Origin of the sequence: Erwinia plantamica (assembly GCF_043420595.1) — a bacterium.
Lineage (GTDB): Bacteria > Pseudomonadota > Gammaproteobacteria > Enterobacterales > Enterobacteriaceae > Erwinia > Erwinia aeris.
In genome coordinates this window covers 37682-64385 of sequence record NZ_JBGCUC010000011.1, presented here as the reverse complement: position 1 = coordinate 64385, position 26704 = coordinate 37682, and the positions used below count along the sequence as shown (strand labels likewise).

Sequence of the window (26704 nt, the reverse complement as noted above, 5' to 3'; positions counted from 1 at the left end):
TTATGGCTTCTTCTGCCGCAGTAAATCGGCAAAATGCAGCACGCCGAGCGGCTGCTGATTGCTGTCCCGTACCGCCAGCCGGTCGGTTCCACGCGCGATAAACAGCGACAGGGCTTCGCGCAGCGTCAGCGTTTCCGCAATGCTTTCCTCCTCCAGCCACTCGCCGCGCCGCGCCGCCTCACCGGCCAGCCCCAGCGAAAGCAGGCGAATACCCCACTCGCTCTGGCCGAAAAAGCGACGCACAAAGTCATTAACGGGTTTTGTCAGCAGCGCCGTCGGCGTGCCCTGCTGCACCACTTTGCCGCCGTCCATTAAGACCAGCCGGTCTGCCAGCGCCAGCGCCTCGTCGATATCGTGCGTTACCAGCACTATCGTCTTGCCGGAAAGGCGATGAATACGGGCAATTTCCTGCTGAAGCGTGGCGCGAGTCACCGGATCGAGCGCGCCGAAAGGCTCATCCATCAGCAGCACTTCCGGATCGGCTGCCAGCGCTCTCGCCACGCCAATACGCTGCTGCTGCCCGCCGGAAAGCTGATGCGGATAGCGATGGCGAAACGTCTCTTCCATATTCAGCAAGGCCAGCAGTTCACTGACGCGCGCGTCGATTTGCGGCTTGCTCCAGCCCAGCAGTTTCGGCACGGTGGCGATATTTTTTTCTACCGTCCAGTGCGGGAAAAGCCCGGTGGACTGGATAACGTAGCCCATTCGCCGCCGCAGCGCCTGCGGGTCGAAGCGACGGATCTCTTCGCCGCCAAAACGTATCGCGCCCTTATCGTGTTCGATCAAACGATTAATCATCTTCAGCGTGGTCGATTTACCGCAGCCGGACGTGCCGATCAGCACGGTAAATTCGCCTTTGGCGATATGCAGCGTCAAATCGCTGACCGCCGCCTTGCCCGCAAAATATTTACTCACCTCTTTGAATTCAATCACTGGCGTTGTATCCCGGAGAGCAACAGCTTAAATAACGTATCCACCGCCACCGCCAGGGCGATAACAGGGATCACCCCCAACATGACCAGATCCAGCGCGCTGCTGAGCAGGCCCTGAAAAATGACGGCCCCGAAGCCGCCCGCCCCGATCAGCGCGGCGATAACCGCCATGCCGATGGTTTGCACCGCCGTGACGCGCAGACCGGCAAGCAGTACCGGCAGCGCCAGCGGCACCTCGACCTGGCGGAATATCTGGCCGCCGCTCATGCCCATGCCCCGCGCGGTTTCAATCACCGCTTGCGGCACGTTCTGCAACCCGCTGACGACGCTACGCACCAGCGGCAGCAGCGCATAGAGCACCAGCGCGATTAGCGCGGGCGCCATACCGATGCCGCTGATGCCTAACGTGGTCAGTGCCGGAAACTCGCGCGCCAGCCCGCTGAGCGGGGCGATAAGCAGGCCAAACAGCGCGACGGAAGGCACGGTCTGAATGATATTCAGCGTGGCGAAAACCGATGACTGTATGGCCGGACGACGACAGCAGTACCAGCCCAGCGGCACGCCGATCAGCAGCGCCGGCAAAAGCGTGCCGCCCAAAATCAGCAGGTGTCGTGACAGCGCCTGGTCGAAGACATCGCGCCGGTTGGCATACTCTTTCAGCAGGGAAAGCGCGTCGAGCTGGCCGCTCAGCAGCAAAAAGACCGCCGACAGCCAGATCTGCGCGTTCAGCAGCAAACGCCATAACGCCTGTCGGGTCAAACGGCTGATGGCATCTGTCGCCATCAGCAGCGCCAGCGCGGCTGCCAGCCAGAAGCCGCTGCCCAGAGAGGTTCTTGCCAGCGGATGGCCCTGCTGCGCCAGCGAGGCGGCCGCATAACCGCCAGCGGCGATCAGCGCGATAAACAGCGTTTCGCTACAGAGCAGCGTTAAGGCCAGGCTGGTGCGCTTCTGCGGCCAAAAAGCGAGCAGCATCAGTAACAATGCGGGCAGCAACAGCCACCAGCCCAGGCCGTTGGCTACCTGTTGCAGCCCAAGCGGCTGACCGGAAACAAGCCGGTTCGGCGCCCAGTTGAGAAACGGCAGCGCCGTCAGCGCTGCCGTCAGCAGCAGCGCCAGCGTCAATGTGACGCGGTTATGTACCCGAATAGTCATTTTGCCGCGCGTGGCTACAGATTTTTCTGTTGCAGATAGTCGGCGGCCACTTTTTTCGCGTCCATCCCTTCTACCGCAATTTTGGCATTAAGCTGCTGCAGCGTTTTTTCATCCAGCGAGGCGAAAACCGGCTTCAGCCAGTCGCCGATTTGCGGATACGCTTTCAGCACCGCTTCGCGGATAACCGGCGTCGGCGCGTATACGGGCTGCACGCCCTTGGGATCGCTCAGCGTTTGCAGGCCAAGCGCCGCTACCGGGCCGTCGGTGCCGTAAGCCATCGCCGCGTTAACGCCGGAGGTTTGCTGCGCTGCCGCTTTCAGCGTAACGGCCGTATCGCCGCCCGCCAGCGACAGCAGCTGATCCTGATCCAGCTTAAACTGGTAGGCACGCTCAAAAGCGGGCAGCGCGTCGGGCCTTTCGATAAACTCCGCCGAGGCCGCCAGCTTAAATTCGCCGCCGCTTTTCAGCCAGGCACTGAGATCGGCCAGCGTGGCGAGCTTGTTTTTCTGCGCCACATCGCCGCGTACCGCGATGGTCCATGTATTGTTAGCGGGCGACGGCGTCAGCCAGATCAGATGATTTTTCTCACCGTCGAGCTTCTTAACCAGCTGATAGCCTGCCTGGGCATTTTTCCAGGCGGGGTTTTTCTCGTCGTGGAAGAAGAAAGCGCCGTTGCCGGTATATTCCGGATAGATATCCAGTTCGCCCGCCGTGATGGCGCCCCTGACGACCTGCGTATTTCCCAGCTGAATTTTGTTCACGGTTTTTACGCCGTGTTTATCCAGCACCTGTAAAATCAGGTTGCCCAGCAGCGAACCTTCCGTATCAATTTTCGACCCGACCTTTACCGCCTCCGCCGCCTGCGCGCCGCCCGCCATCGCCAGCCAAACCGCCAGCGCCAGCGCGCCGCCCAATCTTATGCTTTTAGCCATTTCGCGTTTCCCTGTTATCGACTCAGCTTCAAGAGTAGCTGAAGAATTAACCACTTAAAACCGCCGCCTTACAACTAAATTACATTGCACCGTTTGGTTGTAACTTATAACGAGCGGGAATTTAACTCTGCCAGCGCCGGGAGTATGCTCACAAACCACATCACTAAAACTGAATATAACCTCATGACTGACTTAACGGCTGAATCGCATGTCGCCACGGCAGGGAGCGAGCCAACGGGCGAAACGTTGTTTATCCGTCAGGCTGCGGACGTTGCAACGCTGGTCAACAACAGTACCCAGGCGCGTAGCAATGCGCATATCGTGATCGCGATTGCGCTGGGTGGCGTGTTTCTGGACGCCTACGATCTGGGCGCGCTGGCGTTTGGCATGAAGGACGTAACCAAAGAGTTTGGCCTGACGCCTGCGGGCGCAGGCATGGTGGCTTCCGCTATTGCCTTTGGCGCTATCGTCGGCGCGCTGATTGGCGGCTATCTCACCGATAAAATTGGCCGCTACCGCGTGTTTATGGCCGATATGTTTTTCTTTGTGGTGGCCGCGCTGGCCTGCGCTTTTGCGCCAAACGAATACGTACTGGCGGGCGCGCGTTTTGTGATGGGGCTGGGCGTGGGCATCGATCTGCCGGTAGCGATGGCTTTTTTAGCGGAGTTCTCAAAGCTGAAAGGACGAGGCAACAAGGCGGCCAGCATTGCCATGTGGTGCCCTACCTGGTATGCCGCTATTTCTGTCTCTTATCTGCTGGTGCTGTTTTTTTACTCGGTGCTACCGGAAGCACAGGCGGGCTGGCTGTGGCGGATTATCCTGGGCTTTGGCGCGGTACCCGCGCTGCTGATTATCGCCGTTCGCAGCCGCTATATGAGCGAATCGCCCGTCTGGGCCGCTAACCAGGGCGATTTGCATGGTGCGGCCGCTATTTTACGGCGCTCTTACGGCATCAATGCACAGGTGGCGAAAGAAGCCGATCTGACGCCCGCCGTGCCGGTTCGTCGCGCCAGCTGGCGCAACTATGGCGAACTGTTTAAGGGCATTTACCTGCGTCGTACGCTGCTCGCTACCGTTACCGCCGTCGCTTCGGCTTTCGCCTATAACGCCGTTGCGTTTGGATTGCCGGTGATCCTCTCCAGCTTTCTGGCGCAGTCGATGCTGACCACCATCCTGGTCTCGCTGGCGCTGAATCTGCTGTTCGCCTTTGTTGGCGGGCTGCTGGCGGTACGTTTAGTGCCGCGTCTGGGCGCCTGGCGGATGACGGTAGCCGGCTACGGCTGCCAGTTTGTGGCGCTGCTCGGCCTGGCGCTGGTAGGCAGGCCGGACGACGGCACGCAGGCGGCGGTGTCTGTCGCCATGCTGGCGCTGTTTCTGCTGGGCCAGGGCTTTGGGCCAGGCTCGCATACCATGACTTTTGCCTCGCTTAGCTATCCAACCTCGCTACGCGGCGTGGGCGTGGGTATGAACCAGACGCTGATGCGCGGCAGCTCTACCCTGTCGCTGTTTCTGTTTCCGCTGCTGTCGGCGGCGCTGGGTACTAACGTATTCTGGGTTATCGGCCTTGCGCCGCTGGCGGGCCTGCTGGCGCTGCTGCTGGTACGCTGGGAGCCGTCAGGCTACGACGTGGACGCCGAGGATTTTACGGCTGAACCGCCAGCGCGGCCGCAGTAAAGCGGGCAAATTCGGCGGGGATGCGGGCAAAGGTATGCAGAAACCACGGCGTAAAACGCTCGGGGTGCACCGCCATTTCCTGCTGAATTTCCGGCAGAGAAGCGTAGCGCCAGTCGTCCGCTTCTTCCGGATTAGGCTGCGGCAGCTCATCGCTCAGGGCAAACAGGACGTGACCATATTCATGTTCGATCAGGCCATTTGCCAGCGGCAGGTAATAGCTCAGCTCAAACATGGGCTGTAGCCTCAGCAATAACCCCATTTCTTCATTGAGGCGTCGCTCGGCCGCGTGTCGCGTCGACTCTTCCGGGTAAGGATGGCCGCAGGTGGTGTTGCTCCACAGCCCGCCGCAGTGGTATTTACCGCTGGCGCGCTGTTGCAGCAGCAGCTGATGGTGGGAGTTAAACACGTAAACGGTGACCGCGCGATGCAGAAATCCTTTCTGATGAACCTCAAGCTTTTCCATTCGACCGATGGCGCGATCCTGGTCATCGACCAGGATAACTTCGATTGCAGACATGCACACCTCTTAAGAATTATCTCAGATAATTGTGGCATATCTTTGGCGGCCGTGGCTGGGTAAAATCGTGCGAAAGTATGACGGCTTAGCCAGCCGGCGGATCCACCAGCTCGGGCCGCGCCCGGAAGACAGGATTACACCCCGCCTCGGTTAAGCGTTCCACTAATTGCAGGCCGCCTTGTGGTTCCTGTTCGACGAATTCCTGCTCGGCGGCCGTCACCGGCGTGGCCCATAACAGCATCACTTTTTCTCCTTCGCGCGGCGGCAGTGTGAAACTGTCGCCCAGCGTGGCCGAAAGCAAAAAGCCTTCAAAACCTATCGGCGCGACGGCGGAAGAGAGCGTGTGCCCTTCGCCCAGCCAACTGAGGCGCGCCCAGGGAAAATGCGCAAAGCTTGCCAGCGCGCTGGCCATCTGCACCGCGTTTTCTTCGCTCATCACCTCGCCGTCGATCGCCATCGCCAGCTCGATACGGCGATGATCGGCAGCGTCTTTATCCTTATAGAGGAAATCGATCCACGGCATGGGCCGGATGCTCATACCCAGCGTCAGAAAATACCAGTTGCCCTGATGATAGTGCTGCGAGATGGCCATTGGCGGCCAGCTGCCCTGGTCGATAGCGTAGTACTTTAGCGACTCGCCATATTGCGCCTCGTAGCAGCGCAGCATTTCTCGCTGAATGCCTTCCCACGGCTGGGCATCCTGCCAGTCGCGCCAGAAAAGACGATCTTTCTCCGCCCGCGCGTACCAGCTGTTGGTAGAGGCGGAACCCAGCGGCGCGGTCAGCCGGTTCTCTTTGATGCAGCCAGCGGAAAAGCTGACCTGTTTATCCTGATACAGGCTCCAGCCGGGAATAACCGCCAGCAGCTGCCCCTGATACCAGAGCGCCGCACCGTCATCGCCGGGCGTCCAGATAACCTGCAGGCCTGCCGGATGCAATATCGGCTCCGCTTCCAGCGTGCGGCAGTATTCGGCGCTGAGCAGCGGCGGAATGCCCTGCGCCATCGCCTCGCTGTCTTCCTGCGCGGGCGCAGGCAGCAGGTTTCTCAGCCAACAGCCGCGCACGGCAAACTGGCCGCGAAACGGCTCGGCCGGACGAATGTAAAAATAGGCGGTGCGCTCATCCTGCTCAACCGTGGCAATAAGGGTTTGTTGCTGATTAAAGACTTCAGCCAGCCGGTACGTCTGTGTCATAGCGCCTCGACAAGGGTTCAGGGTCATCCCTTTTCCCGGAATTTCCCGGAGAATAGAGCAGGATGCCCGTGCGCGCCATGTCACAACAAGGGTAATAATCTCAAAATAGGCCCGAAAGGGCATGTTGTACAAACCAGTTTTTGGTTGCCGTTCAATCGATTAACCAAGGATACGTAGACGCTGTATTTGTTGAATCACCCATATTAAGAGCAGCTGATCCTCTTTTAACCGAGGAAACATGTGCTGCGTTACACATGCTAATCGGGAAACATTTTTATCATTAATCTCTGACATATCAGGATGTTGCAATACGCGAGCCAGATTGTAACTTAGTTCGAAAAGTCGGGACATCGCTTTATCATTGGTCGCGAAGAAAATGCGTGTTGATGTTATTTCTTTACGCCAGGCTTCTTGTACCTGCGCGCACATGCTCCAGAAAAGAAAAAGCGCGGAAAAGTCAGAGCGAATATTATAAAGTGTAACAGGATTAATGCTACCATTACTAAATAACGAAGCTGCTTTCAATACTGTCCCTACTTCTCCTTTTCTTTTAGTTTTTGAATCGCCAAGCAGATCGCTTAATAAGGCTAAAACCAAGAAGGGATTGATTCCGCTTAGCCTTTTTTTTATATCCAGACGTGATTCGTAATTATCAAAAATATAATCAAGTCGATTCTCGATTGACTGACCGCTTAATGCCAGGTAACCTTCCAGGTAGGAATGCTCTTCCGTTAAATAGCGAAGCATAGAGGGAATTATTTTTTCATACAGTACAGCACTATCATCCGTCACGTGCGCATCGCCAAACTTTTTTCGAAGCTCGCTTTGATATTTATGAAACTGCTGATGAAGTTCCTCTATAGTCGGCACGCGAGAAGCATTAGCTTCCCATATAGCGTAAAGTGCTGAAAATCTGATATTATCGAGAGATTCTTTTTTTGGGAAAGCCTCAATCTTTAGTCGACCTACGATATTTCGGTCGAGAAAAACAATACTGTCACACTTATAGTCATCTTTTATTTGTAGAAACTCACCTAGTGTGGAAATGAAACCAGGCATAAAAATTTTTATTTGATTGATATCCATTGCTGCTAATTATTCCTGTTAGCCACTAAAGAATTCTTCCCATGCGCTGCATGGCACGATAATAGCCGCCGCGACGCACGCACCAGCGCAGCCCGGCCGCCAGCCATTTCATCCGCTGCCGGATTAGCGCCCTGTGCCAGCCGGGAAAGCGAAAGCCAAACTGCTGCTGCGTCCATTCGGGCAAAAGCTCAATGCCCGCCATCATCATAGTGCGCATGGCCGGACGCGCCTGCCAGCTCGGCGCGGGCATGGTCAGCAGCACGGCGAGCACCGCTCTGGTACGTTCGTCACAGCGCAGCTGCGGCCGCATCGCCGTCAGATAAGCCTCAACTTCCTGTACCGTTTTCGGCACCTGTTTCGCACCCAGCGCTTCGGCCACCACGGCGGCTTCCGCATAATAGCGATCCTGATCCTCGCGGCTGAGCTGCGGATTTTTATAGCGCAAATGGGCAGCCAGAAAGCGGCTGGTTTCCGCCACGTGTACCCAGGTCAGCAGCGCCGGATCGCTGGCGGCATAGGGGTTGCCCTGGCCATCAACGCCCGTTACCCGCAGATGGATCCGTTTTACGCGCTCAATTAACGTATGGGCGTCCGCCGTGTTGCCAAAGGTGGTCACGGCGATAAACTGGCTGGTGCGCCGCAGTCTGCCTGACATATCCTCGCGAAAGGTTGAGTGATCCCAGACGCCTGCCAGCGCCTGCGGATGCAGCATCTGCATCAGCAGCGCGGAGATGCCGCCGCACAGCATCGACGAGAAATCGCCGTGCACCTGCCAGATAACGCTGTCCGGCCCGTAAAGACCGGGATCGCCAGGCGGCTGGCTGAGGTCGAAGTCGTTCATCGCCAGCCCGTTCAGGCGAAAGACCTGCTGCTGGATCCTGTCTCTGAGTGAAAACATTATTTTCCTGATTTTGGGGCGTTAATGACGTCTGATACAGCCCAGGCTGCGTTTTCGGGCAGTTCATCTTCGTGCCAACGTGACATCCGGCCTTGCCGATGTAATAAATTATATAATATTCCTTTGTTCTTTTTTAGACTTTGCAAGCAAGATGATACTTCGTTATATTTCTCGAGTAGCTTACTCAGCCTTTAAATCAGATATCAAAAGGATAAGGGAATATGCTTGAACCAGAAAAAGGATTATTAACCTTCAGAGCTGAAGGCAGCAATAGTAAAAGTAGCCTTTATTTTTCCAGAAAAATTCATTTCCCGCAGGATGCAGAAAGATGTGATGGCGTTTTGTCAGGCGTCACGCTCGGCAGAGGCTACGACCTGGGTCACCGTAGCCGGTCAGAAATCATCAGTGACCTTACTTATGCGGGCTTGCCGGTCAGTAAAGCGAAAAAGCTTGCTGAAGCATCACGCCTGACAGGGTGTGATGCACGAAATTTTGTAAAAAAGCATCATCATGAAATTGGCATTATTACTGAAATTCAACAGGTAAAATTGTTTGAAAAAATATATCCTGATTATGAAGTAAGGGCGAAAAACAACTATAACTCCTGGCTAAAAAACAGATCGGATATCGTTCCCTGGGGATCCCTAAGTTTGGCCATCAAAAATGTTTTAATTGATTTCGTTTATCAAGGCTATACCAAAAGCGCGCGCCCTATGCTGGCTGGTGCACATAACAATCCACAGGAACTTATTTATTATATAAGAAATACGCCGACCCTTCGTGATGATGAGCCTGCCAGACAAAGAGTAAACTATTTACTGGAGTCGCGATGAAAAAATCTCTCGCGTTCGTATTACTTATCTGCCAGACGAGCTTTGCTCAGGAGAATTGCGCGACGATCACCAATAGCGAGCAGTACTATAACTGCTCATATATCAAAAAGGAGGCCGCTACCAAAAGGCTGGATGCTGTTTACAGTAAGTATTTAACTGAAGTTACTCATAGCTACACTGAGCATAAAAATATTGGTGAGGATCTTCTGGCTAAAATTAAAAAATCTCAGATAGCATGGCTTAATTATATGCACGCTACTTGTGATATTTATGCCTTTCAGATCGACGAAAATAACCAGCGTCATACCGCGGCAATTAATCAATGTGTTACTGATATGTCGGAAAAAAGAGTCACGGAGCTGGCAGAAATGATAGCCAATATTTAACCAGTACAAGCCACGCCAGCCGGTATGCTCACCGTTAGTTGCCCGGATTTTCTTGCCGCCAGGGGGCAGGAATGTACAAACGCCGTCTACGGTAGCAAATCGGCGGCCATACCACGACGAAATGCACAAATGCCCTCTGCAGCGGCAAGCTGGCGATCGTAGCGGCGGCGAAAGCTTTCCAGCTGTTATCCAGATTATGTAAAAAGGTCACGCGTGGTTCCTGACTGAAAAATCCACCATATCGGTGCGGAAACTTCGCATCACAGGGAGAGTCGGGCGCAGGTAAAAAGTTTGATTGCGCTTAATTCCGCACGCAATAACCTTTATGCTTATCCGCTTTAACCCGCAGGGAAAAGGAAAAGCCATGAGTATCACTATCCGCCAGGCCCGTCCGGCAGACGCGCAAACCATTTACGCGATGATTTATGAACTGGCCGTTTATGAAAAAGCGCCGGAAGAAGTTGTGACCACGCCGGAGGAAATTCGCGAGACGCTGTTTGGCGCAGAAAGCAAAACCGAAGCGCTGATTTGCGAAGTGGACGGCACCGCCGTCGGCTATGCGGTGTTTTTTACCAGCTACTCAACCTGGCTTGGCCGCAACGGCATTTATCTGGAAGATCTCTATATTTCGCCCGATGCGCGCGGCAACGGCGCGGGCAAAGCGCTGATTAAGCATATTGCGCAGCTGGCCGTGCAGCGCCGCTGCGGTCGTCTGGAGTGGAGCGTGCTGGACTGGAATCAGCCCGCTATCGACTTCTATTTAAGCATTGGCGCCGTGGCGCAAAGCGAATGGGTGCGTTATCGCCTGGACGGCGACGCGCTGCTGAAATTTGCCGAAGCAGGAAAGTAGAAGCCATAAAATGTTTCAACAGATTTGAATAAGGCCGGAAAATATAATTCAGACAACAGGCCGTATTATCGGCCTGTTGTTTTTATACGTTAGCGCGCATAATCCCTAATATAGTCCAGCAAGGAGCAATTATGGACGGCCTTAATAACGATCTTTCTCTTAGCACTACAGGCTATAAAAATTCACGCACCCGTGAAGGTGTTGTTTATCATTATTAAAATGACTTAGGCTTTAATGCAGGGAATTGTACATGGGGAGTTGGAACGCTTGCTCACTATGGTCTTTGTACCGAAGAGGAATTACAAAGAGAAGTAACAACAAACGATATTAACGCAGCGCTGGCGAAGCATGTTCATCAGGTTGAACGCTATATACGCCGCAAAGTCAAGCATTATCGGCTGACGCAGGAGCAGTTCGATGCTCTGGTTTCCTTTTCTTATAACGTGGGGAGTCCTTCTGCCGTGATGGCCGCAGCCGATCGCGGGGACACGAAAGCGATACATGATAAAATGCTAAATTATATCTATGTCTATAAACGTGATGCTCAGGGCCGTAAGGTCGGAAAGCCACAAATTTTAGCCCCGCTTTATCAACGAAGGCTTGAAGAATCTGCCCCCTTTCAATAAAGAGTCCCTCATGAAAAAAATTATAGCCGGTGCAATGCTTTTTTTGATGGGTAGCGCTATAGCGGATAAAGAGACAGATGCAAGGCTTGATAAACTGATGGGGCCAGCAACGCATCAGCAATATCATCAGTTTCTGGAAAATTTACAACATGCGGTAGCTATTGCGGATAAAAGATCCGTTGCTGCTATGATAGATTATCCTGTTACTGTTTCTGTTAACGGACAGCCGGTTTTCCTGGCAAACAAACAGGATTTTATTAATAATTTTGATTATATATTTAATGAAAAATTAAAAAAATAGTGGCAGAACAAAAATATGAAAACTTGTTCGCGAAAGATAGCGGGATCATGGTCGGTAGTCATGGAGAAATTTGGTTTAGCGGCATTTGCATAACCAGCGACTGTCAAAAATTCGCGATTAAAATCATAGCTATCAATAATTAACCGGCCGCCCTCCTCAGGCTGCCGGTTTAATTAAAGGTGATATTTACAGGTAATTAAATTCCGCATCGCTGGTGTGAACAGAATCCAGCCCGATCATCACGCTGAATTTACCCGGTTCCGCCACCTGCTGCATTTTGGCGTTCCAGAATTTAAGCGCCTTCACGTCAACAGGGAAGGTCACGGTCTGCGACTCGCCCGCTTTCAGCATAATGCGCTTAAAGCCCTTCAGCTCCTTCACCGGGCGGCTAACGCTGGCGACCTGGTCACGCAGGTAAAGCTGCACCACGGTCGCGCCGTCAAGCTTGCCGGTGTTGGTCACCGTGACCGAAGCCGAAACCTGACCGTTACGCGGCATGGTTTTAGCCGAAAGCGTGACCGGCGATACCGTAAAGCTGGTATAGCTCAGCCCGTAGCCAAACGGATAAAGCGGGCCGTTCTCCGCATCGTAATAGTGCGAGGTATATTTGTTTGGCCTTGCCGGATCGTAAGGCCGCCCCGTGTTCAGGTGGTTGTAGTAGATTGGGATCTGCCCTACCGAACGAGGGAAAGACATCGGCAGCTTGCCGGACGGATTGTAATCGCCGAACAGCACGTCCGCGATGGCGTTGCCGCCTTCGGTGCCGCTGAACCAGGTTTCCAGCAGCGCATCCGCTTCGCGGCTCTCTTTAACGATAGCCAGCGGGCGCCCGTTCATCAGCACCAGCACCAGCGGCTTGCCGGTCGCCTTCAGCGCGCTAATCAGCGCCTGCTGCGAAGGCGGAATGGTGATATCGCTGCGGCTGGACGCTTCATGCGCCATGCCCTGCGCTTCGCCCACGACGGCAACCACCACATCCGCTTTTTTCGCCGTCTCTACCGCTTCGTCCAACAGCTGCTGCGGGGTGCGCGCATCTACCGTGACCGCTTTTTCATAGAGGTTCAGAAAGTCCTGAATGCCCTTGTTGTCGCTGACGTTAGCGCCTTTGGCGTAAAGCAGCGTGGCTTTGCCTGCGGTAGCGTTTTTAATGCCTTGCATGACGGTAACGGACTGCGAGGCGACGCCTGCCGCCGACCAGCTGCCCATAATATCGCGCTGGCTGTCGGCCAGCGGGCCGATCAGCGCGATAGTGCCCGCTTTTTTCAGCGGCAGCGTGTCATTGCGGTTTTTCAGCAGCACGATGCTTTTGCGAGCGACATCACGCGCTTCCGGCCGGTGTAAGCGGCTTTCGGCATTGGTGTCTTTGGGATCGCTCTCCGCCGGGCCAAGATGACTGTAGGGATCGTTAAACAGTCCCATATCATATTTGACGTTAAGCACATGGCGCGTGGCATCGTCGATATCCGCCATGCTGACCGCGCCGCTTTTTACCAGGTTCGGCAGATACTTACTGTAGTATTCGTCGCTCATGCTCATATTCACGCCGGACTGGATGGCGACACGTACGGCATCCTGCGGATCGCTGGCCACGCCGTGCTTCATCAGCTCTTTGATCGCGCCGTGATCGCTGATGGTGATACCTTTGAACTTCCAGTCATCCCGCAGCAAATCTTTCAGCAGCCAGCTATTGGAAGTGGCAGGCACGCCGTTGATTGAATTCAGTGAGACCATCACGCCGCCGCTGCCCGCGTCCAGCGCCGCTTTGTAAGGCGGCAGATAGTCCTGCGCCAGCCGCTGCGGGCTCATATCCACCGTGTTGTAATCGCGACCGCCCTCTACCGCACCATAGGCGGCGAAGTGCTTCACGCTGGTCATCACCGAATAGCGATCCGCCGGGCTTTTGCCCTGCATGGATTCCACCAGCATGCGGCCCATCTCCGAGGTCAGCCAGGTATCCTCGCCGAACCCTTCCGATACCCTGCCCCAGCGCGGTTCGCGCGTGACGTCCACCATCGGCGCCCAGGTCATGTTCAGGCCGTCGTCCGCCGCTTCATAAGCCGACACGCGCCCCACGGTTGCGATAGCATCCAGATCCCAGCTTGCCGCCAGCGCCAGCGGAATAGGGAAAACGGTACGCTGACCGTGCACCACGTCATAGGCAAAGAACAGCGGAATTTTCAGGCGGCTGAGCTGCATCGCCTGATCCTGCATCGCGCGGATATCGTGGCGCGTGACGGTATTAAAGATCGCGCCGACCTGCTCTTGCTTGATCATTTCCCGGATAGCTTCTTTCGGGTTATCCGGGCCGACGCTGATTAACCGGAGCTGGCCGATTTTTTCATCCAGCGTCATTTTCTGCAGGAGGTTGCTCACAAAGGCATCGCGAGCTTCGGGCGTCAGCGGGTGCTGCCCGTGGTTATCGTCGGCAAAGGCAGGCTGTAGCGCCAGCGCAACGGCGAAGCTAACAGAACAAATCCATTTCATCAGGGTAGTTTCTCTCAGGTAAACGACAGAAAATCGTGCGGCGAGTGTGCCATAAGTTGAGGATAGCAGGTAGTTTTCAAGCCGGTTGAGCCTGCTTTAGTTCAGCGGTGCTAAAGTTAGGGCGTGCGATAAAAAAGGACACAAGGATATGAACAGACCCTCATCAACCGGCAGCAGGCTGGTTTCGGAACTGGGCCGCATCGTCGGCCGCGCCCACTTGCTGACCGATCCGCAAAAAACCGAACGCTACCGCAAAGGCTTCCGCTCTGGCGAAGGCGAAGCGCTGGCCGTGGTGTTTCCCGGCACGCTGCTGGAACAGTGGCGCATTTTACAGGCCTGCGTGGCGGCAGACGTCATCGTGCTGATGCAGGCGGCCAATACCGGCCTTACCGAAGGCTCGACGCCAAACGGCAACGATTACGATCGCGACATCGTGATTGTCAGCACCCGCCGGATGGATAAAATTCAGCTGCTGGATGACGGCAAACAGGTGCTGGCGTTTCCCGGCAGCACGCTTTATCAGCTGGAAAAAATCCTTAAGCCGCTGGGGCGCGAACCGCATTCGGTGATTGGCTCCTCCTGCATTGGCGCGTCGGTGCTGGGCGGCATCTGCAACAACTCCGGCGGTTCGCTGATTAAGCGCGGCCCGGCCTACAGCGAAATGGCGCTCTATGCGCAAAAAGATGCCAGCGGCAGGCTGGTGCTGGTAAACCATCTTGGTATTGAGCTGGGCAGCACGCCGGAGCAAATTCTCAGCCGGCTTGATGATGAAACCTGGCGGCCTGAAGATGTGCGCTACGACAGGCGACACGCGTCGGATCACGACTACGCGGAACGCGTGCGCGAAGTCGAGGCGGATACGCCCTCCCGCTTTAACGCCGATGCGCGGCGGCTGTTTGAGGCTTCCGGCTGTGCGGGCAAGCTGGCCGTCTTCGCCGTGCGGCTGGATACCTTCACCAGCGAAAAAGCCCAGCAGGTTTTTTATATCGGCACCAATCAGCCTGCCGTGCTGGACGAGCTGCGCCGCCATATCCTGCAACACTTTAACGAACTGCCGGTGGCAGGCGAATATCTGCACCGCGATATGTTTGATATTGCCGAAACCTACGGTAAAGACACCTTTGTGATGATCGATAAACTCGGCACCGATAAAATGCCGCTGTTTTTCGCGCTGAAAGGCCATACCGACGCGCTGCTGAAGCGCTTCTCGTTTATTAAGCCCAACCTTACCGACCGCGTGATGCAAAAAATCAGCGGCCTGTTGCCTTCACACCTTCCCGCCAGGCTGAAAGCTTACCGCGATCGTTTCGAGCATCATCTGATGCTGAAAATGGCCGGGCCGGGCGTGGAAGAAGCGCGCCAGTACCTGAAAGATTACTTTCAGCAGGCGGACGGCGACTATTTTGAGTGCACGCCGGAAGAAGGCGGCAAGGCCTTTTTGCATCGCTTTGCCGCAGCAGGCGCGGCCGTTCGCTATCATGCGGTGCATCAGCAGGAAGTGGAGGATATTCTGGCGCTGGATATCGCCCTGCGCCGTAACGATCGCGACTGGTTTGAAAAGCTGCCGCCGGAATTTGACGACGCGCTGGTGCATCGTCTTTATTACGGCCACTTTTTCTGCCACGTCTTCCATCAGGATTACATCGTGAAAAAGGGCGTTGACGCGCATGCCCTGAAGGAGAAGATGTTGCAGATCCTCAGCGAGCGCGGCGCGGAATATCCTGCCGAACATAACGTAGGCCATCTTTATCAGGCCAAACCGCAGCTGAAAGCTTTTTATCAGCAGCTCGATCCCACCAACAGTTTTAACCCCGGTATCGGCAAAACCACCCGGGCGAAAAACTGGGCGGAGTGTGGCTGTACAGGGAAAGCGGAACGCTAAGCCAGATAGCGGCATGACCGATAGTCATGCCGCCTGGCGTTTACGCCTCGCCGTCCTGCACCACCACTTTCTGACCGTTACGCTGCTCGACGATCATCGTCTGCGGCGTGGAAAGCACGATGCCTTCTTTGCGCAGCCGCGTCAGAATATCAAACAGCAGATCGCTCTTCGCGCCGGAAACCTGGCGCGGGCTGGTGACGTTGCCGGTCACCGACAGCACAATGCCGGCCGGGGTAAGATCCTTAAAGGTGACGGAAGGCTCCGGCGTGTCCAGAATGCGCTCGTTATCGACATAAACGTCCAGCAGCAGCTGGCGCACCTTGACCGGATCGATATCCAGCGGGAACGTCAGCGTAATGGTCGCCACGCCCTGCGCGTTACCCATTGTCGCGTTACGCACGTTCTGCGAGATAAACTGCGAGTTCGGCACGATCACCGTGGATTTATCGCCCAGCTGGATCTCGGTGGCGCGCACGTTAATACGACGGATATCCCCTTCAATGCCGCTGATACTGACCAGATCGCCCACTTTTACCGGCCGTTCGGTCAGCAGGATCAGACCAGAGATAAAGTTTTTAACGATCTCCTGCAGGCCGAAACCGATACCGACCGACAGGGCGCTGACGATCCAGGCCAGCTTGTTCCACTGCAGCCCCATCACCGACAGCGCCAGCAGGATCACCAACACATAGCCCAGGTTACTGAACAGTGTAATCAGCGACACCCGCATCCCGGTGTCCATGGTAGTTTTCGGCAGGAAATCCTGATCCAGCCAGCGGCGAGCCGAACGCAGCACATAGATGCCGACAATCAGGCACAGCAGCGCGTTCAGCACGTGCGCCGGCACGATGTTCAGCGACTCCAGCCCTTTGCCGCCCCAGAACTCAATGGCTTTTTGCACCAGCTCAATCGGCGTGGCGCTGCTGAAGGTGCCGTTCAGCAAGGCTATCGCGGCGATCAGCACCAGCACGGTTTTACCCAGCGCGCCCAGCAGCGCAGCGACCTGGGAAAGGTGGCGCTCGTCGATATTCAGCGAGCGCTGAATGCCTTTGCCGGTGGCGTTGCTGGTAGAAAACAGCGATTCGCTGGCGTCGGCCACCAGGTGGCTGAGAATATAAAACGAGCCGCAGACGATCCCCGCCCAAACCAGCTCGTAGCTCAGAAAGCGCGCCAGCGTGACGTAGCCGATCACCAGCGCCGCCATAATCGCCACGCCGGTCAGCGTGATCGCCATCTGGATCAGGCCAACCAGCGTCGATTTGGCTTCCGGCTGCGCGCCTTCCAGCGCCAGTTTGCGGCGCACGCGGTTGGTGCGGAAACTGATAGAGAGCGCCGCCGCGCCGATCAGCAGCGCGGTGATGCCGTTTGCCATCACCGTGGTGGCGACGCTGGTATTGGCGCTGCTGTTAAGGTTTTCCAGCGCCTGAAACACAAACACCAGTCCCGCCATCAGCGGCGGGAAGGGTTTTAACGCCAGCGCTACTTCGTTGGAAATCGTCGGCAGACGCCAGGAAGGCCGACGCGTGGAGAGAAACGCCCGGCCCAGGCCCGCAATCAGACCGCAGAAGATGCTCAGGCCGACCAGCTTATCTGCAAAGGCGCGCACGTCGTCCGTCACGTCAGGATGACGGGTAAAGGCCAGGTTGAGGAAGTTAAAGGCCAGCACCACGGCGGCCAGCGTGGTCAGCGCAATCGCGGCGGCAAGAAAACTGCGGCGCAAACGTCCTTCCGGCAGACGATGAATACCCACCCACGCCAGAAACTCTTCCATATAGCGGCGTCCGAACGTCGCCACCAGGCCCGCTAACACTATCCACACCACCGTGCCCATGCGCCAGTCCGGCTGCCAGGCCAGCACCGCCGTATCGGCCAGCTCGTCAAGAAAGCCTTTCACTTTCTCATTGTCGTTGCTCTGGCTGTTGTACAGCGGCGACCAGAAGCGTGGCCCGAAAATACTGCCCGCGTTCAGGGCCAGCTGGGTCTTTAACGCATCGCGGCGCAGGCTGACGATCTGCGTAGACAGGTTGGTCGCGCCGCTTTTAATCGCTTCCGCCTGGCTAATCTGATCGTCGATTTTTGCCTTCTGGTTTTGCAGATTTTTACGCTTGCTGGTGACTTCCGAAGTCTCTTTAACACCGCTTTCCGGCTTCGGCGGCGGGCCGAGCACGTCAAGCTGGGCCTGAAGCTGAGCACGCTGCGGCGTAATGGCCTGCACCAGCGTGTCGGCGTCGCCGGACAGCTCCTGCGCCATCTCGTTCAGCGCGCTAAGCTTGCTGTCGTTGGTTTCGCCGGAAACCTGCTGTTTGATTTTATCCAGCACCTTCTGCATTTTAGGCAGCTCAACGGCGGCGTTGAGTTTGGCCGGTGCCTCGGCGGTTTGCTGGCTGGCATCATCGTCAGCGGCCCAGCTCAGCGCGGGCGAAAACGCGATCAGCGCAAACAGACAGGCGCGTAAAAAAGTCACTATGGTAGACATGAAAAGTTCCAGATATCAGACAATCGGGCGGGCAAACGCGCGCTATTTTAGGGGTTTGCCCGCCTGAAAACCAGCAGATGCTTAACTATTCAGTAACGTCGCCGTTACCGCCATTGCTGACCATTTCCGCCGCGCGCTGCTTTTTATAGCTCAGGGCGGCGGCGGGAACCGGCGAAACTTTCCCCGTTTCCAACCAGCTGCGCAGACGATTAGCGTCGGCAAAGTGGGTATATTTTCCAAAAGCGTCCAGTACCACCAGCGCCACCGGACGCTGTTTGATGACGGTGCGCATTACCAGGCAGTGGCCCGCCTGATTGGTGAAGCCGGTTTTGGTCAGCTGGATATTCCAGTCCGGCCGGTAAACCAGATGGTTAGTGTTGCGGAACGGCAGCGTATAGGGTGGATTGGCGAAGGTCGCCATCTCTTCATGGGTGGTGCTCAGCTGCCCAAGCAGCGGATAGCGCTTGCTGGCGATCAGCAGCTTAGTGAGATCGCGCGCGGTCGACACGTTCTGAATCGACAGCCCGGTAGGCTCTACGTAACGGGTATGGGTCATGCCCAGCTCGCGCGCTTTCGCGTTCATCGTCCGGATAAAGGCGTCGTAGCCGCCGGGATAGTGATGCGCCAGGCTGGCGGCCGCCCGGTTTTCCGAGGACATCAGCGCCAGCAGCATCATATCTTTGCGGCTGATTTCGCTGTTTAAACGCACGCGGGAAAAGACGCCGCGCATTTCCGGCGTATGGCTGATATCCACTTTCAGCATCTCGTTCATCGGCAGATGCGCATCGAGCGCCACCATCACCGTCATCAGCTTGGTGATAGAGGCCATCGGCCGTACCAGATCTGGATGGCTTTCGTAGATCACTTTATTCGTATTGAGATCGACAATCATCGCGCTGCCGGAGGCAATCTGCGGTTGCGCCAGCGAGACCTCGTGCGGGCTGGCAGCGGCCTGATGCACAGCAACCTGTCCGGAAAAAAGCAGGGCCAAACTTAAAAGAGACAAGCGAATTTTTGCAGGCATTATTGAAAACTTAATCGGGTAGTGATTCAGGTATGGCCAGGCCATACGCCGCCGCCGCACAATGCACGCCACGCGGGGGCTGGCGGCGTCATCATACGATGGTGACTCATCTTTTTCCTAAGGGATATTCGTATCCGGGCGTAACGAATCCGCCGTCGGCGACCCGACGGCGGCGACAGTCAGAACAGGCGATAGCCGTAGCCCCAAAGAACCACGGTCATGGCCAGCAGCACTTCAAAGACCAGCACGCCAATCGCCAGCGTCGAGCCGGAAAAGCGCAGGCTTTCTTCCCGGTCGATATTCAGAAACATAGGGATGCCGAGGTACAGCAGATAGCCGGTATAGGCCAGCGCCAGCGCGCCGACAAAAACGCAAAGCCAGACCAGCGGATAAAGCGCGACCAGCCCGCTGATAAACAGCGGCGTAGCGACATAGCCCGCAAAAACGGTACAGCGTTGCAGACTGGGACGTTGCGGATAGTTCCGTGCCATCCAGTGGATCACCCGGCCCATCACCGCAACGCCGCCTAAAATCAGGCCATAAAACAGAATGGCGAGGGCGAAAGCAGTCATCAGTGACAGCTGAACGGTACGCTGCGCGCCAAAGTCCCAACCTAATCGGGTGGTGCCGATAAACGCACAAATCACCGGGATCAGCGCCATCAATAAAACGTGATGGGTATAGTGATGCGAAACGGTTTCGTTTTCTTGCCGGATATCGCGCATTTCACGGTCAGGATGCGCAAGAAGTCCCCAGACATGGTTCATATCTTCACTCCTTTAGCTTTGAGAGGCCGCAGCGGACTGGCGGGTCAGGATAAAGTATAAACGATCGTAAACTGTTTATTTTTTAAACGCTGCATCCTCAGGCTAAGCGGTTCTGTTTGTTACGAAAAAAAGTGCGCTTTACGGCAACTTTTGTCCCGCTTTGGCCATCAACGTTTAGACTAAGAGTCTTTTAGCGCATTAACCGCAGGAGCAAAGGCAAATGGATATCAATCAACTGATCACGCAGTACGGTTACGTGGCGCTGTTTTTAGGCTGTATTGCCGAAGGGGAAACCTTCACGCTGCTGGGCGGCGTGGCGGCGCATGAAGGCCTGCTGCACTACGGTCTGGTGGTGCTGGTGGCGATGGCGGGCGGCATTCTGGGCGATACCGCGCTCTTTTTCCTCGGCCGTTACTACGGCGCAAATATCCTTAAAAAATTTACAAAACATCAGAAGCAGATCAAAAAAGCCAACTCGTTAATCCGTAAGCGGCCGGTACTGTTTGTGATCGGCGTACGCTTTATGTACGGCCTGAGAATTGTCGGCCCGATTATCATCGGTTCCAGCCGCCTGAAGCCACAAAAATTTATGCTGCTGAACGTGATTGGCGCGGTGCTGTGGGCGCTAATTTTCGTTTCGCTGGGCTATATCGGCGGCCAGGTTATCGCGCCGTGGCTGCATACGCTGGATCGCCACCTCAAGCAGATTTTCTGGGTGGTGCTGATTGTGGCGCTGGTCTGGGGAGTAAGGATTTGGTTTAAGCGCCGCGCGGCGCACCAGACGGATGAAGAGTAACGCTGACAGATAAAGGGCGAGGTCGCCCTTTGTCATCGGCTACTTCTGAATATAGAACTGCGGGTTCGCCAGCGTAAAGCCGCCGTCTATCACAAAAGACTGCCCGGTAGTGTAGCTGGCCCATTCGGAACAGAGCCAGGCGACCATGCTGGCTATTTCACGCGGATCGCCCGGTCGGCCTGCCGGGATCTCCGGAATAGAAACGTTACGGGCATCATCATCGCTCATGTCGTTCATCGGCGTGGCGATCGCGCCGGGCGCTACCGAATTTACCAGAATGTTATGCGGCATCAGGCTCAGCGCCATCGATTTGGTCAGGCCGCCCAGCGCATGTTTGGCAGCGGTGTAGGCCGTCGAATCCGGCAGCGGCGTGTGCTCGTGTACAGAGGTAATATTGACAATCCTGCCGCCCTCGCCCTGTTCAACCATATGGCGCGCGGCAATTTGCCCACAGATAAAAGCGCCGTCCACGTCCACGGTAAAGACTTTCCGCCACGAATCAAACGAGGTTTCCAGAAAAGGAGATTTATCGTTGGTGCCGGCGTTATTGACCAGGGCGTCAATGCGGCCGAGTTTACTGATTAACGCCTCCAGCGCCTTGCCGCCCTCCTGCGGATCCGCCAGGTCAAGATGCTGAATTTCCGCTCTCCTGCCCAGTGCACGCACCCGTTCCGCCGTATCCTGCGCGCCCTTTTCATCCGAGCGCCAGGTAATGCCGATATCGTACCCCTGCTCCGCTAACATAATCGCGCTGGCCTTGCCTATCCCGGAATCGGAAGCGGTAACAACGGCAACTTTCTGCTCTGCTTTACTCATGGGTTTCTCCTCGGTCGCTGTAAAAAAGCTAAGTATAGATGAGGGAGATTCAGCGGCATTTACACTTGCTTGCGCTTCCTGACGCCCGTCCCGCCGGACGCTGGCTATAGTTAAAAAACAACCGGCTACCCGAGGAAGGGGCATGAGCAAGATAAAAAGAAAGATCGAGGATCATGGCGTTATCGGGGATTTACGCACCTGTGCTTTAGTCGCCAACGATGGCGCAATCGACTACTTTTGCTGGCCGGATCTGGACAGCCCGTCCGTGTTTACCGCGCTGCTGGACGGCGACGAAGCGGGCCTGTTCAGCATTGAGCCTGACTGGCCGGAGGCGCGCCGCCAGCAGCTTTATCTGCCTGATACCAATATTCTGCAAACCCGCTGGCTGGATCGCAAAGGCGTGGCGGAAATTACCGACTATATGCCGCTCTGCCAGCCGGAAGACCGGCAGCCACGCCTGATCCGACGGGTTAAGGTCATTCATGGCGAAGCAACGTTTACGCTGCGCTGCGCGCCGGTTCATGACTATGCCCGCGCGGAGACCACGGCCAGCCTGAGCGAGGGCGACGTACTCTTCAGCGCGGAGAACCAGCCCACGCTGCGGTTGAGCGGTAAAGCTGACTTCCAGCTGGCGCGCAACGCGGCAACTTCTACTTTTACCTTACAGGCTGGCGAACACCGCGAGTTCGTGCTGGGCTGCGCGGACGACGAGAAGGTGGATGAGGAAAAGACCGCCCTGTGTTTCCAGGATACGCTGCGTTTCTGGCGGGACTGGAGCGCGAAAAGCACCTATCGCGGCCGCTGGCAGGAAATGGTGACCCGTTCGGCGCTGACCCTGAAGCTGCTGACCTCGTGGAAGCACGGCTCGATCGCCGCCGCCGCCACCTTCGGCCTGCCGGAGGAGCTGGGCGGTGAACGCAACTGGGACTATCGTGCCTCGTGGCTGCGCGACGCCTCTTTCAGCATGTACGCGCTGATGCGGCTGGGCTACGTCGATGAAGCCCGCCACTTTACGCATTGGGTTGGGCGCTGCGTCGAAAACAGCCATCACGACGTGGAAAAACTTCAGGTAATGTATCGCATCGACAGCGGTACCGAGCTGCACGAAAGCGAGCTGCTTAATCTTTCCGGCTACGCGAACTCCACGCCGGTACGCATCGGCAACGACGCCTGGAATCAGACGCAGCTGGATATCTATGGCGAGCTGATGGACGCCGTTTACCTGGCTAATAAATATGGCGAGGCCATCTCCCATCGCGGCTGGCTACACGTCAGTAAAATGATCGATCACGTCGGCGAAAACTGGAACAAGCCCGATGCGGGGATTTGGGAAATGCGCGGTGAACCGGAGCATTTTCTGCATTCGCGCCTGATGTGCTGGGTGGCGCTGGATCGGGCGATACGGCTGGGCCAGAAGCGCTCGCTGTCGTTTCCCTATGAGCGCTGGCTACGCATCCGCGACGAGATCCGCGAAGATATCTGGACAAACTTCTGGAATGAAGAACAGGGCCATTTCGTTGCCACACGCCACGGCGACTTTGTTGACGCCTCAATGCTGCTGATGCCGCTGGTGAGGTTCGTCGGCGCGACCGATCCTGACTGGCTGGCGACGCTCGACGTCATTAAAGATAAGCTGGTCAGTGACGGCCTGGTTAAACGCTATAACCGAACCGAAACGCCGGCTGACGGGCTGGAAGGCACGGAAGGCTCCTTTACCGCCTGTTCGTTCTGGTACGTAGAGTGCCTTGCGCGCGCCGGGCGGGTTTACGAAGCCCATTTTGAATTTGAAAAACTGCTAAGCTATGCCAATCCGCTCGGGCTTTATGCCGAGGAGTTCGATCACCAGGGCTATGCGTTAGGCAATACGCCGCAGGCGCTCAGCCATCTGGCGCTGATCAGCGCGGCCTTTTTCCTGAACCGCAAGCTGAACGGCGACGATCCGCTATGGCAGCCCTGACGCGGCGTGCCGCAGAGAACGCTCTGCGGCTAAATTTACGTAAAGCTGGCCTTTGGCCGCAAATGCAGGTTTATTCCTGCTGAGTTATGACCATATAATGTGCAGCCGGTCACAGCCGACCTGCACAGGCTCCTTTATCCACAGTTTACATGGCGCAATACCTTGAAGAATATGAAAAAAAGCATCCGCGCGTTAGCCACTTTACTGCTGGCCGCCACCGCTTACAGCCAGTCTGCTTTTGCCGTGGTTTATAATCTGCCCGCCGCCAACAGCCGTCTTATTGGCGAAAACATTGAAATTACCGTGCCTCAGGACAGCAAACTGCCGCTGGAGGCGTTTGCCGCACAGTATCAGATGGGCCTGAGCAATATGCTCGAAGCCAATCCCGGCGTGGATGTCTATCTGCCGAAAGCAGGCTCAAAACTGATCGTGCCTCAGCAGCTGATCCTGCCCGACGCGCCGCGCGAAGGGGTGGTGATCAACAGCGCTGAAATGCGTCTTTATTACTATCCGAAAGGCGGTAAGACCGTGGTCGTGCTGCCGGTCGGCGTGGGCGAACTGGGTAAAGATACGCCGGTAAACTGGACGACAACGGTACAAAGCAAGAAAGACGGCCCAACCTGGACGCCGACGAAAAAGATGCATGAAGACGCCGCGGCGGCCGGTTCGCCGCTGCCGCCGATCTTCCCGGCCGGCCCGGATAACCCGATGGGCCTTTACGCGCTCTATATCGGCCGCCTGTACGCTATCCACGGCACCAACGCTAACTTTGGCATCGGCCTGCGCGTCAGCCACGGCTGCGTGCGTCTGCGTGCCGACGATATCAAATGGCTGTTCGACAACGTGCCTGTCGGTACGCGCGTACAGTTTATCGACCAGCCGGTGAAGGCGAGCGTGGAGCCGGACGGCACCCGCTATATCGAGGTGCACAACCCGCTGTCGCAGACCGAAGAGCAGTTCAACTCTCGCGAGCCGGTACCGCTGACGCTGACCGCCGCCGTGAATAAAGTGGTTGGCGACGCCAGCGTGGACAGCGCAAGCCTCGAAGCCGCGCTGAAAGCCCGTACCGGCATGCCGACCAAGGTCAACGGTGCGTCCGGCAACGGCTATGCGGCCCCGATCCCTGTTCAGGAGAACAACAGTGCGCAGCCAACAGAGCAGCCAACCACGCCAGTTACGCCGCAGGGCGCTAACGTGGGCGGCGAGGCGGCTCCGGCGGCTACGGTAGACGGCCAGCCCGCGACCGTAGACGGTCAGGCCACCGGCGAAGGCGCAACCGACGCGCCGCAGGCACCGGCGGCAGGCGACAACGGCTTTGTCGTGCCGGCGCAGCCTGGCCCGGTTTACGATAAGACCACCAAACCGGCAGCGAAAGTCGCGGTGCCAGCGCAGTCGTAACCGAACTCGCTCACTCACCAGCAAAAACGGGCCTTATGGCCCGTTTTTTATTGCACGCCGTGGGCTTTCTGACCGTTCTCTCCCGCAACTTTCATTTTTTTCTCAACCTGTTCTGTGATCGTTTTCAATAATTACTACATTCCTGCCAGAGATTATTTTTTAAACGGCTACGTTTTAAAAACGCAACGACATCCCATTAAAACAATAATGGCCAGCAAGACTTATCTTTCACCTCTGGAAGGCAAAAATGGCGAAAAAAAGTAATGCTCAGGATATTGATAAACTGATCGAACTGGTGGGCGGAAAAGAAAATATAGCAACGGTGAGCCATTGTATTACGAGGCTCAGATTTGTGCTTAACGATCCGGCGAAAGCCAGGCCCAAAGAGATTGAAACGCTGCCGATGGTGAAAGGCTGTTTTACCAATGCCGGTCAGTTTCAGGTGGTTATCGGCACGGATGTCGATGACTGGTATCAGGTATTGCTCAAACAAACACAGCTTAGCGGCACCGATAAAGAAAGCGCCAAGCGGGTCGCCAGGCAGAATATGAAATGGCACGAAAGCCTGATCTCGCACTTTGCCGAAATCTTTTTCCCGCTGCTGCCGGCGCTTATCAGCGGAGGGTTAATATTAGGCTTCCGTAATCTGATTGGGGATTTACCGCTTTATAACGATGCTCCGCTTACCGCCGCGTCGGTAGTATGGAAAAGCGTTTACGATTTCTTGTGGTTAATTGGCGAGGCGATCTTCTTTTATATTCCGGTAGGCCTGTGCTGGTCTGTGGTTAAAAAAATGGGCGGTACCCCGATTTTAGGGATCGTGCTGGGGATCACCCTGGTTTCGCCGCAGCTGATGAATGCTTACCTGTTAGGCCAGCAGGTGCCTGAGTCGTGGAATTTTGGCTGGTTTACTATCGATAAGGTCGGCTATCAGTCTCAGGTTATCCCTTCAATTCTGGCTGGCCTGACGCTGGCATGGATTGAGCTTAAGCTGAAGCGTATCGTGCCGGATTATTTAACGCTGGTGGTGGTGCCGGTGGTATCGCTGCTGATCGCGGTGTTTCTGGCGCATACCCTTATTGGGCCTTTTGGCCGCATTGTCGGTAACGGTATCGCCTGGGGCGTAAGCCACCTGATGACCGGGCCTTTTGCCCCCGTCGGCTCCGCGCTGTTTGGCTTTTTGTATGCCCCGCTGGTTATCACCGGCGTGCATCAGACCACGCTGGCGGTAGATTTACAGCTGATCCAGAATCTTGGCGGCACACCGGTCTGGCCCATTATCGCCCTGTCGAACATGGCGCAGGGGTCAGCGGTGCTCGGCATCATCTTTATGAGCAAAAAAGTGAACGAGCGTGAAATCTCCGTACCAGCGGCTATCTCCGCTTATCTGGGCGTAACCGAACCGGCCATGTACGGGATCAACATGAAATACCGTTTTCCCATGCTGTGCGGCATGGTGGGATCGGCCTGCGCCGGTCTTATCTGCGGGCTTTCCGGCGTGATGGCGAACGGGATTGGCGTTGGCGGGCTGCCGGCTATTTTGTCGGTTAAAACGCAATATTGGGCCGTGTTTGGCATGGCGATGGTCGTCGCTATTGTTATTCCGCTGCTGCTTACGATGGCGATTTACAAACGCAAACAGGCCGCCGGCAAGCTGCTGGTAGTCTGAGAAAAGGCCGCTAAAAATGACGGAGCGTTAGTCCGTCTGCGGCGAAGACCTCCGGG

Annotated in this window: 22 protein-coding genes and 1 pseudogene; 11 read left to right on the top strand and 12 right to left on the bottom strand. The window is 56.1% G+C overall.

Going from position 1 to position 26704, the window contains the following annotated elements:
• Genes AB3U87_RS13395 through osmF form a run of 3 tightly spaced genes read right to left on the bottom strand, consistent with a single transcriptional unit; the run spans position 1 to position 3016 of the window.
• Positions 1–933: an ABC transporter ATP-binding protein gene (locus AB3U87_RS13395; protein WP_370733851.1), complete on the bottom strand. Its 933-nt coding sequence runs from the start codon at positions 931–933 to the stop codon at positions 1–3.
• Positions 930–2084, bottom strand: coding sequence for an ABC transporter permease (locus AB3U87_RS13390; protein WP_394149356.1), 1155 nt, complete (start codon positions 2082–2084; stop codon positions 930–932). The genes AB3U87_RS13395 and AB3U87_RS13390 overlap by 4 nt, the downstream gene beginning before the upstream one ends.
• Positions 2085–2098: 14 nt before the next feature.
• On the bottom strand, positions 2099–3016 hold the full coding sequence (gene osmF / locus AB3U87_RS13385; protein ID WP_301251268.1) for a glycine betaine ABC transporter substrate-binding protein OsmF: 918 nt from the start codon (positions 3014–3016) through the stop codon (positions 2099–2101).
• Positions 3017–3199: 183 nt separating this feature from the next.
• Here osmF and AB3U87_RS13380 point away from each other — a divergent pair, with 183 nt between their 5' ends.
• Positions 3200–4690, top strand: a complete 1491-nt coding sequence (locus tag AB3U87_RS13380; RefSeq protein WP_301251270.1) for an MFS transporter — start codon at positions 3200–3202, stop codon at positions 4688–4690.
• On the opposite strand, the gene idi is transcribed toward AB3U87_RS13380, so the two are convergent.
• The 4 genes from idi to AB3U87_RS13360 form a co-directional block, all read right to left on the bottom strand.
• Complete coding sequence (gene idi / locus AB3U87_RS13375; RefSeq protein WP_394149354.1) at positions 4659–5207, bottom strand: isopentenyl-diphosphate Delta-isomerase; 549 nt, start codon at positions 5205–5207, stop codon at positions 4659–4661. The two genes, AB3U87_RS13380 and idi, sit on opposite strands and share 32 nt — an antisense overlap.
• 85 nt (positions 5208–5292) lie before the next feature.
• The gene (locus tag AB3U87_RS13370) at positions 5293–6399 is read right to left on the bottom strand and encodes a suppressor of fused domain protein (protein WP_394149352.1); all 1107 of its coding nucleotides are present in this window, start codon (positions 6397–6399) and stop codon (positions 5293–5295) included.
• 159 nt (positions 6400–6558) lie between these two features.
• Complete coding sequence (locus AB3U87_RS13365) at positions 6559–7485, bottom strand: hypothetical protein (protein WP_394149350.1); 927 nt, start codon at positions 7483–7485, stop codon at positions 6559–6561.
• 25 nt (positions 7486–7510) lie between these two features.
• Positions 7511–8383 carry an oxygenase MpaB family protein gene (locus AB3U87_RS13360; protein WP_394149348.1) on the bottom strand — a complete coding sequence of 291 codons (873 nt, stop codon included), beginning with the start codon at positions 8381–8383 and terminating at the stop codon, positions 7511–7513.
• Between the two features lie 221 nt (positions 8384–8604).
• Here AB3U87_RS13360 and AB3U87_RS13355 point away from each other — a divergent pair, with 221 nt between their 5' ends.
• The 5 genes and pseudogenes from AB3U87_RS13355 (at position 8605) to AB3U87_RS13335 (ending at position 11379) form a co-directional block, all read left to right on the top strand.
• Entirely contained in the window at positions 8605–9216 is a 612-nt protein-coding gene (locus AB3U87_RS13355) for a pesticin C-terminus-like muramidase (RefSeq protein ID WP_394149346.1), read from the top strand.
• Positions 9213–9602 carry a lysozyme inhibitor LprI family protein gene (locus AB3U87_RS13350; protein ID WP_394149344.1) on the top strand — a complete coding sequence of 130 codons (390 nt, stop codon included), beginning with the start codon at positions 9213–9215 and terminating at the stop codon, positions 9600–9602. Before AB3U87_RS13355 ends, AB3U87_RS13350 begins: the two co-directional genes overlap by 4 nt.
• A gap of 364 nt (positions 9603–9966) precedes the next feature.
• Entirely contained in the window at positions 9967–10452 is a 486-nt protein-coding gene (locus AB3U87_RS13345) for a GNAT family N-acetyltransferase (protein ID WP_253454807.1), read from the top strand.
• Positions 10453–10700: 248 nt separating this feature from the next.
• Positions 10701–11078: pseudogene (locus AB3U87_RS13340) on the top strand (lysozyme); the annotation flags it as partial.
• 10 nt (positions 11079–11088) lie between these two features.
• Complete coding sequence (locus AB3U87_RS13335; RefSeq protein ID WP_394149342.1) at positions 11089–11379, top strand: hypothetical protein; 291 nt, start codon at positions 11089–11091, stop codon at positions 11377–11379.
• A gap of 186 nt (positions 11380–11565) precedes the next feature.
• Here the strand turns inward: AB3U87_RS13335 and bglX are convergent, their stop codons facing one another.
• Positions 11566–13863, bottom strand: coding sequence for a beta-glucosidase BglX (gene bglX, locus AB3U87_RS13330; RefSeq protein ID WP_253454808.1), 2298 nt, complete (start codon positions 13861–13863; stop codon positions 11566–11568).
• Between the two features lie 148 nt (positions 13864–14011).
• Here bglX and dld point away from each other — a divergent pair, with 148 nt between their 5' ends.
• Positions 14012–15745 (top strand): D-lactate dehydrogenase, encoded by a 1734-nt coding sequence (gene dld, locus AB3U87_RS13325; protein ID WP_394149340.1) that lies wholly within the window; start codon positions 14012–14014, stop codon positions 15743–15745.
• Positions 15746–15785: 40 nt separating this feature from the next.
• Here dld and AB3U87_RS13320 read toward each other — a convergent pair whose 3' ends face one another.
• The 3 genes from AB3U87_RS13320 to AB3U87_RS13310 form a co-directional block, all read right to left on the bottom strand.
• Complete coding sequence (locus AB3U87_RS13320; protein ID WP_370733844.1) at positions 15786–18221, bottom strand: DUF3772 domain-containing protein; 2436 nt, start codon at positions 18219–18221, stop codon at positions 15786–15788.
• Positions 18222–18306: 85 nt separating this feature from the next.
• A complete protein-coding gene (gene pbpG, locus AB3U87_RS13315; protein ID WP_394149338.1) occupies positions 18307–19245 on the bottom strand; it encodes a D-alanyl-D-alanine endopeptidase in 939 nt (312 codons plus the stop codon).
• 179 nt (positions 19246–19424) lie between these two features.
• Positions 19425–20012, bottom strand: a complete 588-nt coding sequence (locus AB3U87_RS13310; protein WP_125288822.1) for a Yip1 family protein — start codon at positions 20010–20012, stop codon at positions 19425–19427.
• Between the two features lie 220 nt (positions 20013–20232).
• Between AB3U87_RS13310 and AB3U87_RS13305 the strand changes: the two genes are divergently transcribed.
• The gene (locus tag AB3U87_RS13305) at positions 20233–20808 is read left to right on the top strand and encodes a DedA family protein (RefSeq protein WP_253454812.1); all 576 of its coding nucleotides are present in this window, start codon (positions 20233–20235) and stop codon (positions 20806–20808) included.
• 39 nt (positions 20809–20847) lie between these two features.
• Here AB3U87_RS13305 and AB3U87_RS13300 read toward each other — a convergent pair whose 3' ends face one another.
• On the bottom strand, positions 20848–21624 hold the full coding sequence (locus tag AB3U87_RS13300) for an SDR family oxidoreductase (RefSeq protein WP_253454813.1): 777 nt from the start codon (positions 21622–21624) through the stop codon (positions 20848–20850).
• Between the two features lie 142 nt (positions 21625–21766).
• Between AB3U87_RS13300 and AB3U87_RS13295 the strand changes: the two genes are divergently transcribed.
• From AB3U87_RS13295 to treB, 3 genes are all read left to right on the top strand, one after another.
• The gene (locus tag AB3U87_RS13295; RefSeq protein ID WP_253454814.1) at positions 21767–23581 is read left to right on the top strand and encodes a glycoside hydrolase family 15 protein; all 1815 of its coding nucleotides are present in this window, start codon (positions 21767–21769) and stop codon (positions 23579–23581) included.
• A gap of 171 nt (positions 23582–23752) precedes the next feature.
• Positions 23753–24979: a L,D-transpeptidase family protein gene (locus AB3U87_RS13290; protein ID WP_253454815.1), complete on the top strand. Its 1227-nt coding sequence runs from the start codon at positions 23753–23755 to the stop codon at positions 24977–24979.
• A gap of 247 nt (positions 24980–25226) precedes the next feature.
• Positions 25227–26648: a PTS trehalose transporter subunit IIBC gene (gene treB, locus AB3U87_RS13285; RefSeq protein ID WP_253454816.1), complete on the top strand. Its 1422-nt coding sequence runs from the start codon at positions 25227–25229 to the stop codon at positions 26646–26648.
• Positions 26649–26704: the final 56 nt, after the last annotated feature.

Coding starts and splice junctions, on each gene's coding strand:
- AB3U87_RS13390 (WP_394149356.1), bottom strand. CDS start 2,084: ATGACTATTCGGGTACATAACCGCGTCACATTGACGCTGGCGCTGCTG.
- osmF (WP_301251268.1), bottom strand. CDS start 3,016: ATGGCTAAAAGCATAAGATTGGGCGGCGCGCTGGCGCTGGCGGTTTGG.
- AB3U87_RS13380 (WP_301251270.1), top strand. CDS start 3,200: ATGACTGACTTAACGGCTGAATCGCATGTCGCCACGGCAGGGAGCGAG.
- idi (WP_394149354.1), bottom strand. CDS start 5,207: ATGTCTGCAATCGAAGTTATCCTGGTCGATGACCAGGATCGCGCCATC.
- AB3U87_RS13370 (WP_394149352.1), bottom strand. CDS start 6,399: ATGACACAGACGTACCGGCTGGCTGAAGTCTTTAATCAGCAACAAACC.
- AB3U87_RS13365 (WP_394149350.1), bottom strand. CDS start 7,485: ATGGATATCAATCAAATAAAAATTTTTATGCCTGGTTTCATTTCCACA.
- AB3U87_RS13360 (WP_394149348.1), bottom strand. CDS start 8,383: ATGTTTTCACTCAGAGACAGGATCCAGCAGCAGGTCTTTCGCCTGAAC.
- AB3U87_RS13355 (WP_394149346.1), top strand. CDS start 8,605: ATGCTTGAACCAGAAAAAGGATTATTAACCTTCAGAGCTGAAGGCAGC.
- AB3U87_RS13350 (WP_394149344.1), top strand. CDS start 9,213: ATGAAAAAATCTCTCGCGTTCGTATTACTTATCTGCCAGACGAGCTTT.
- AB3U87_RS13345 (WP_253454807.1), top strand. CDS start 9,967: ATGAGTATCACTATCCGCCAGGCCCGTCCGGCAGACGCGCAAACCATT.
- AB3U87_RS13335 (WP_394149342.1), top strand. CDS start 11,089: ATGAAAAAAATTATAGCCGGTGCAATGCTTTTTTTGATGGGTAGCGCT.
- bglX (WP_253454808.1), bottom strand. CDS start 13,863: ATGAAATGGATTTGTTCTGTTAGCTTCGCCGTTGCGCTGGCGCTACAG.
- dld (WP_394149340.1), top strand. CDS start 14,012: ATGAACAGACCCTCATCAACCGGCAGCAGGCTGGTTTCGGAACTGGGC.
- AB3U87_RS13320 (WP_370733844.1), bottom strand. CDS start 18,221: ATGTCTACCATAGTGACTTTTTTACGCGCCTGTCTGTTTGCGCTGATC.
- pbpG (WP_394149338.1), bottom strand. CDS start 19,245: ATGCCTGCAAAAATTCGCTTGTCTCTTTTAAGTTTGGCCCTGCTTTTT.
- AB3U87_RS13310 (WP_125288822.1), bottom strand. CDS start 20,012: ATGAACCATGTCTGGGGACTTCTTGCGCATCCTGACCGTGAAATGCGC.
- AB3U87_RS13305 (WP_253454812.1), top strand. CDS start 20,233: ATGGATATCAATCAACTGATCACGCAGTACGGTTACGTGGCGCTGTTT.
- AB3U87_RS13300 (WP_253454813.1), bottom strand. CDS start 21,624: ATGAGTAAAGCAGAGCAGAAAGTTGCCGTTGTTACCGCTTCCGATTCC.
- AB3U87_RS13295 (WP_253454814.1), top strand. CDS start 21,767: ATGAGCAAGATAAAAAGAAAGATCGAGGATCATGGCGTTATCGGGGAT.
- AB3U87_RS13290 (WP_253454815.1), top strand. CDS start 23,753: ATGAAAAAAAGCATCCGCGCGTTAGCCACTTTACTGCTGGCCGCCACC.
- treB (WP_253454816.1), top strand. CDS start 25,227: ATGGCGAAAAAAAGTAATGCTCAGGATATTGATAAACTGATCGAACTG.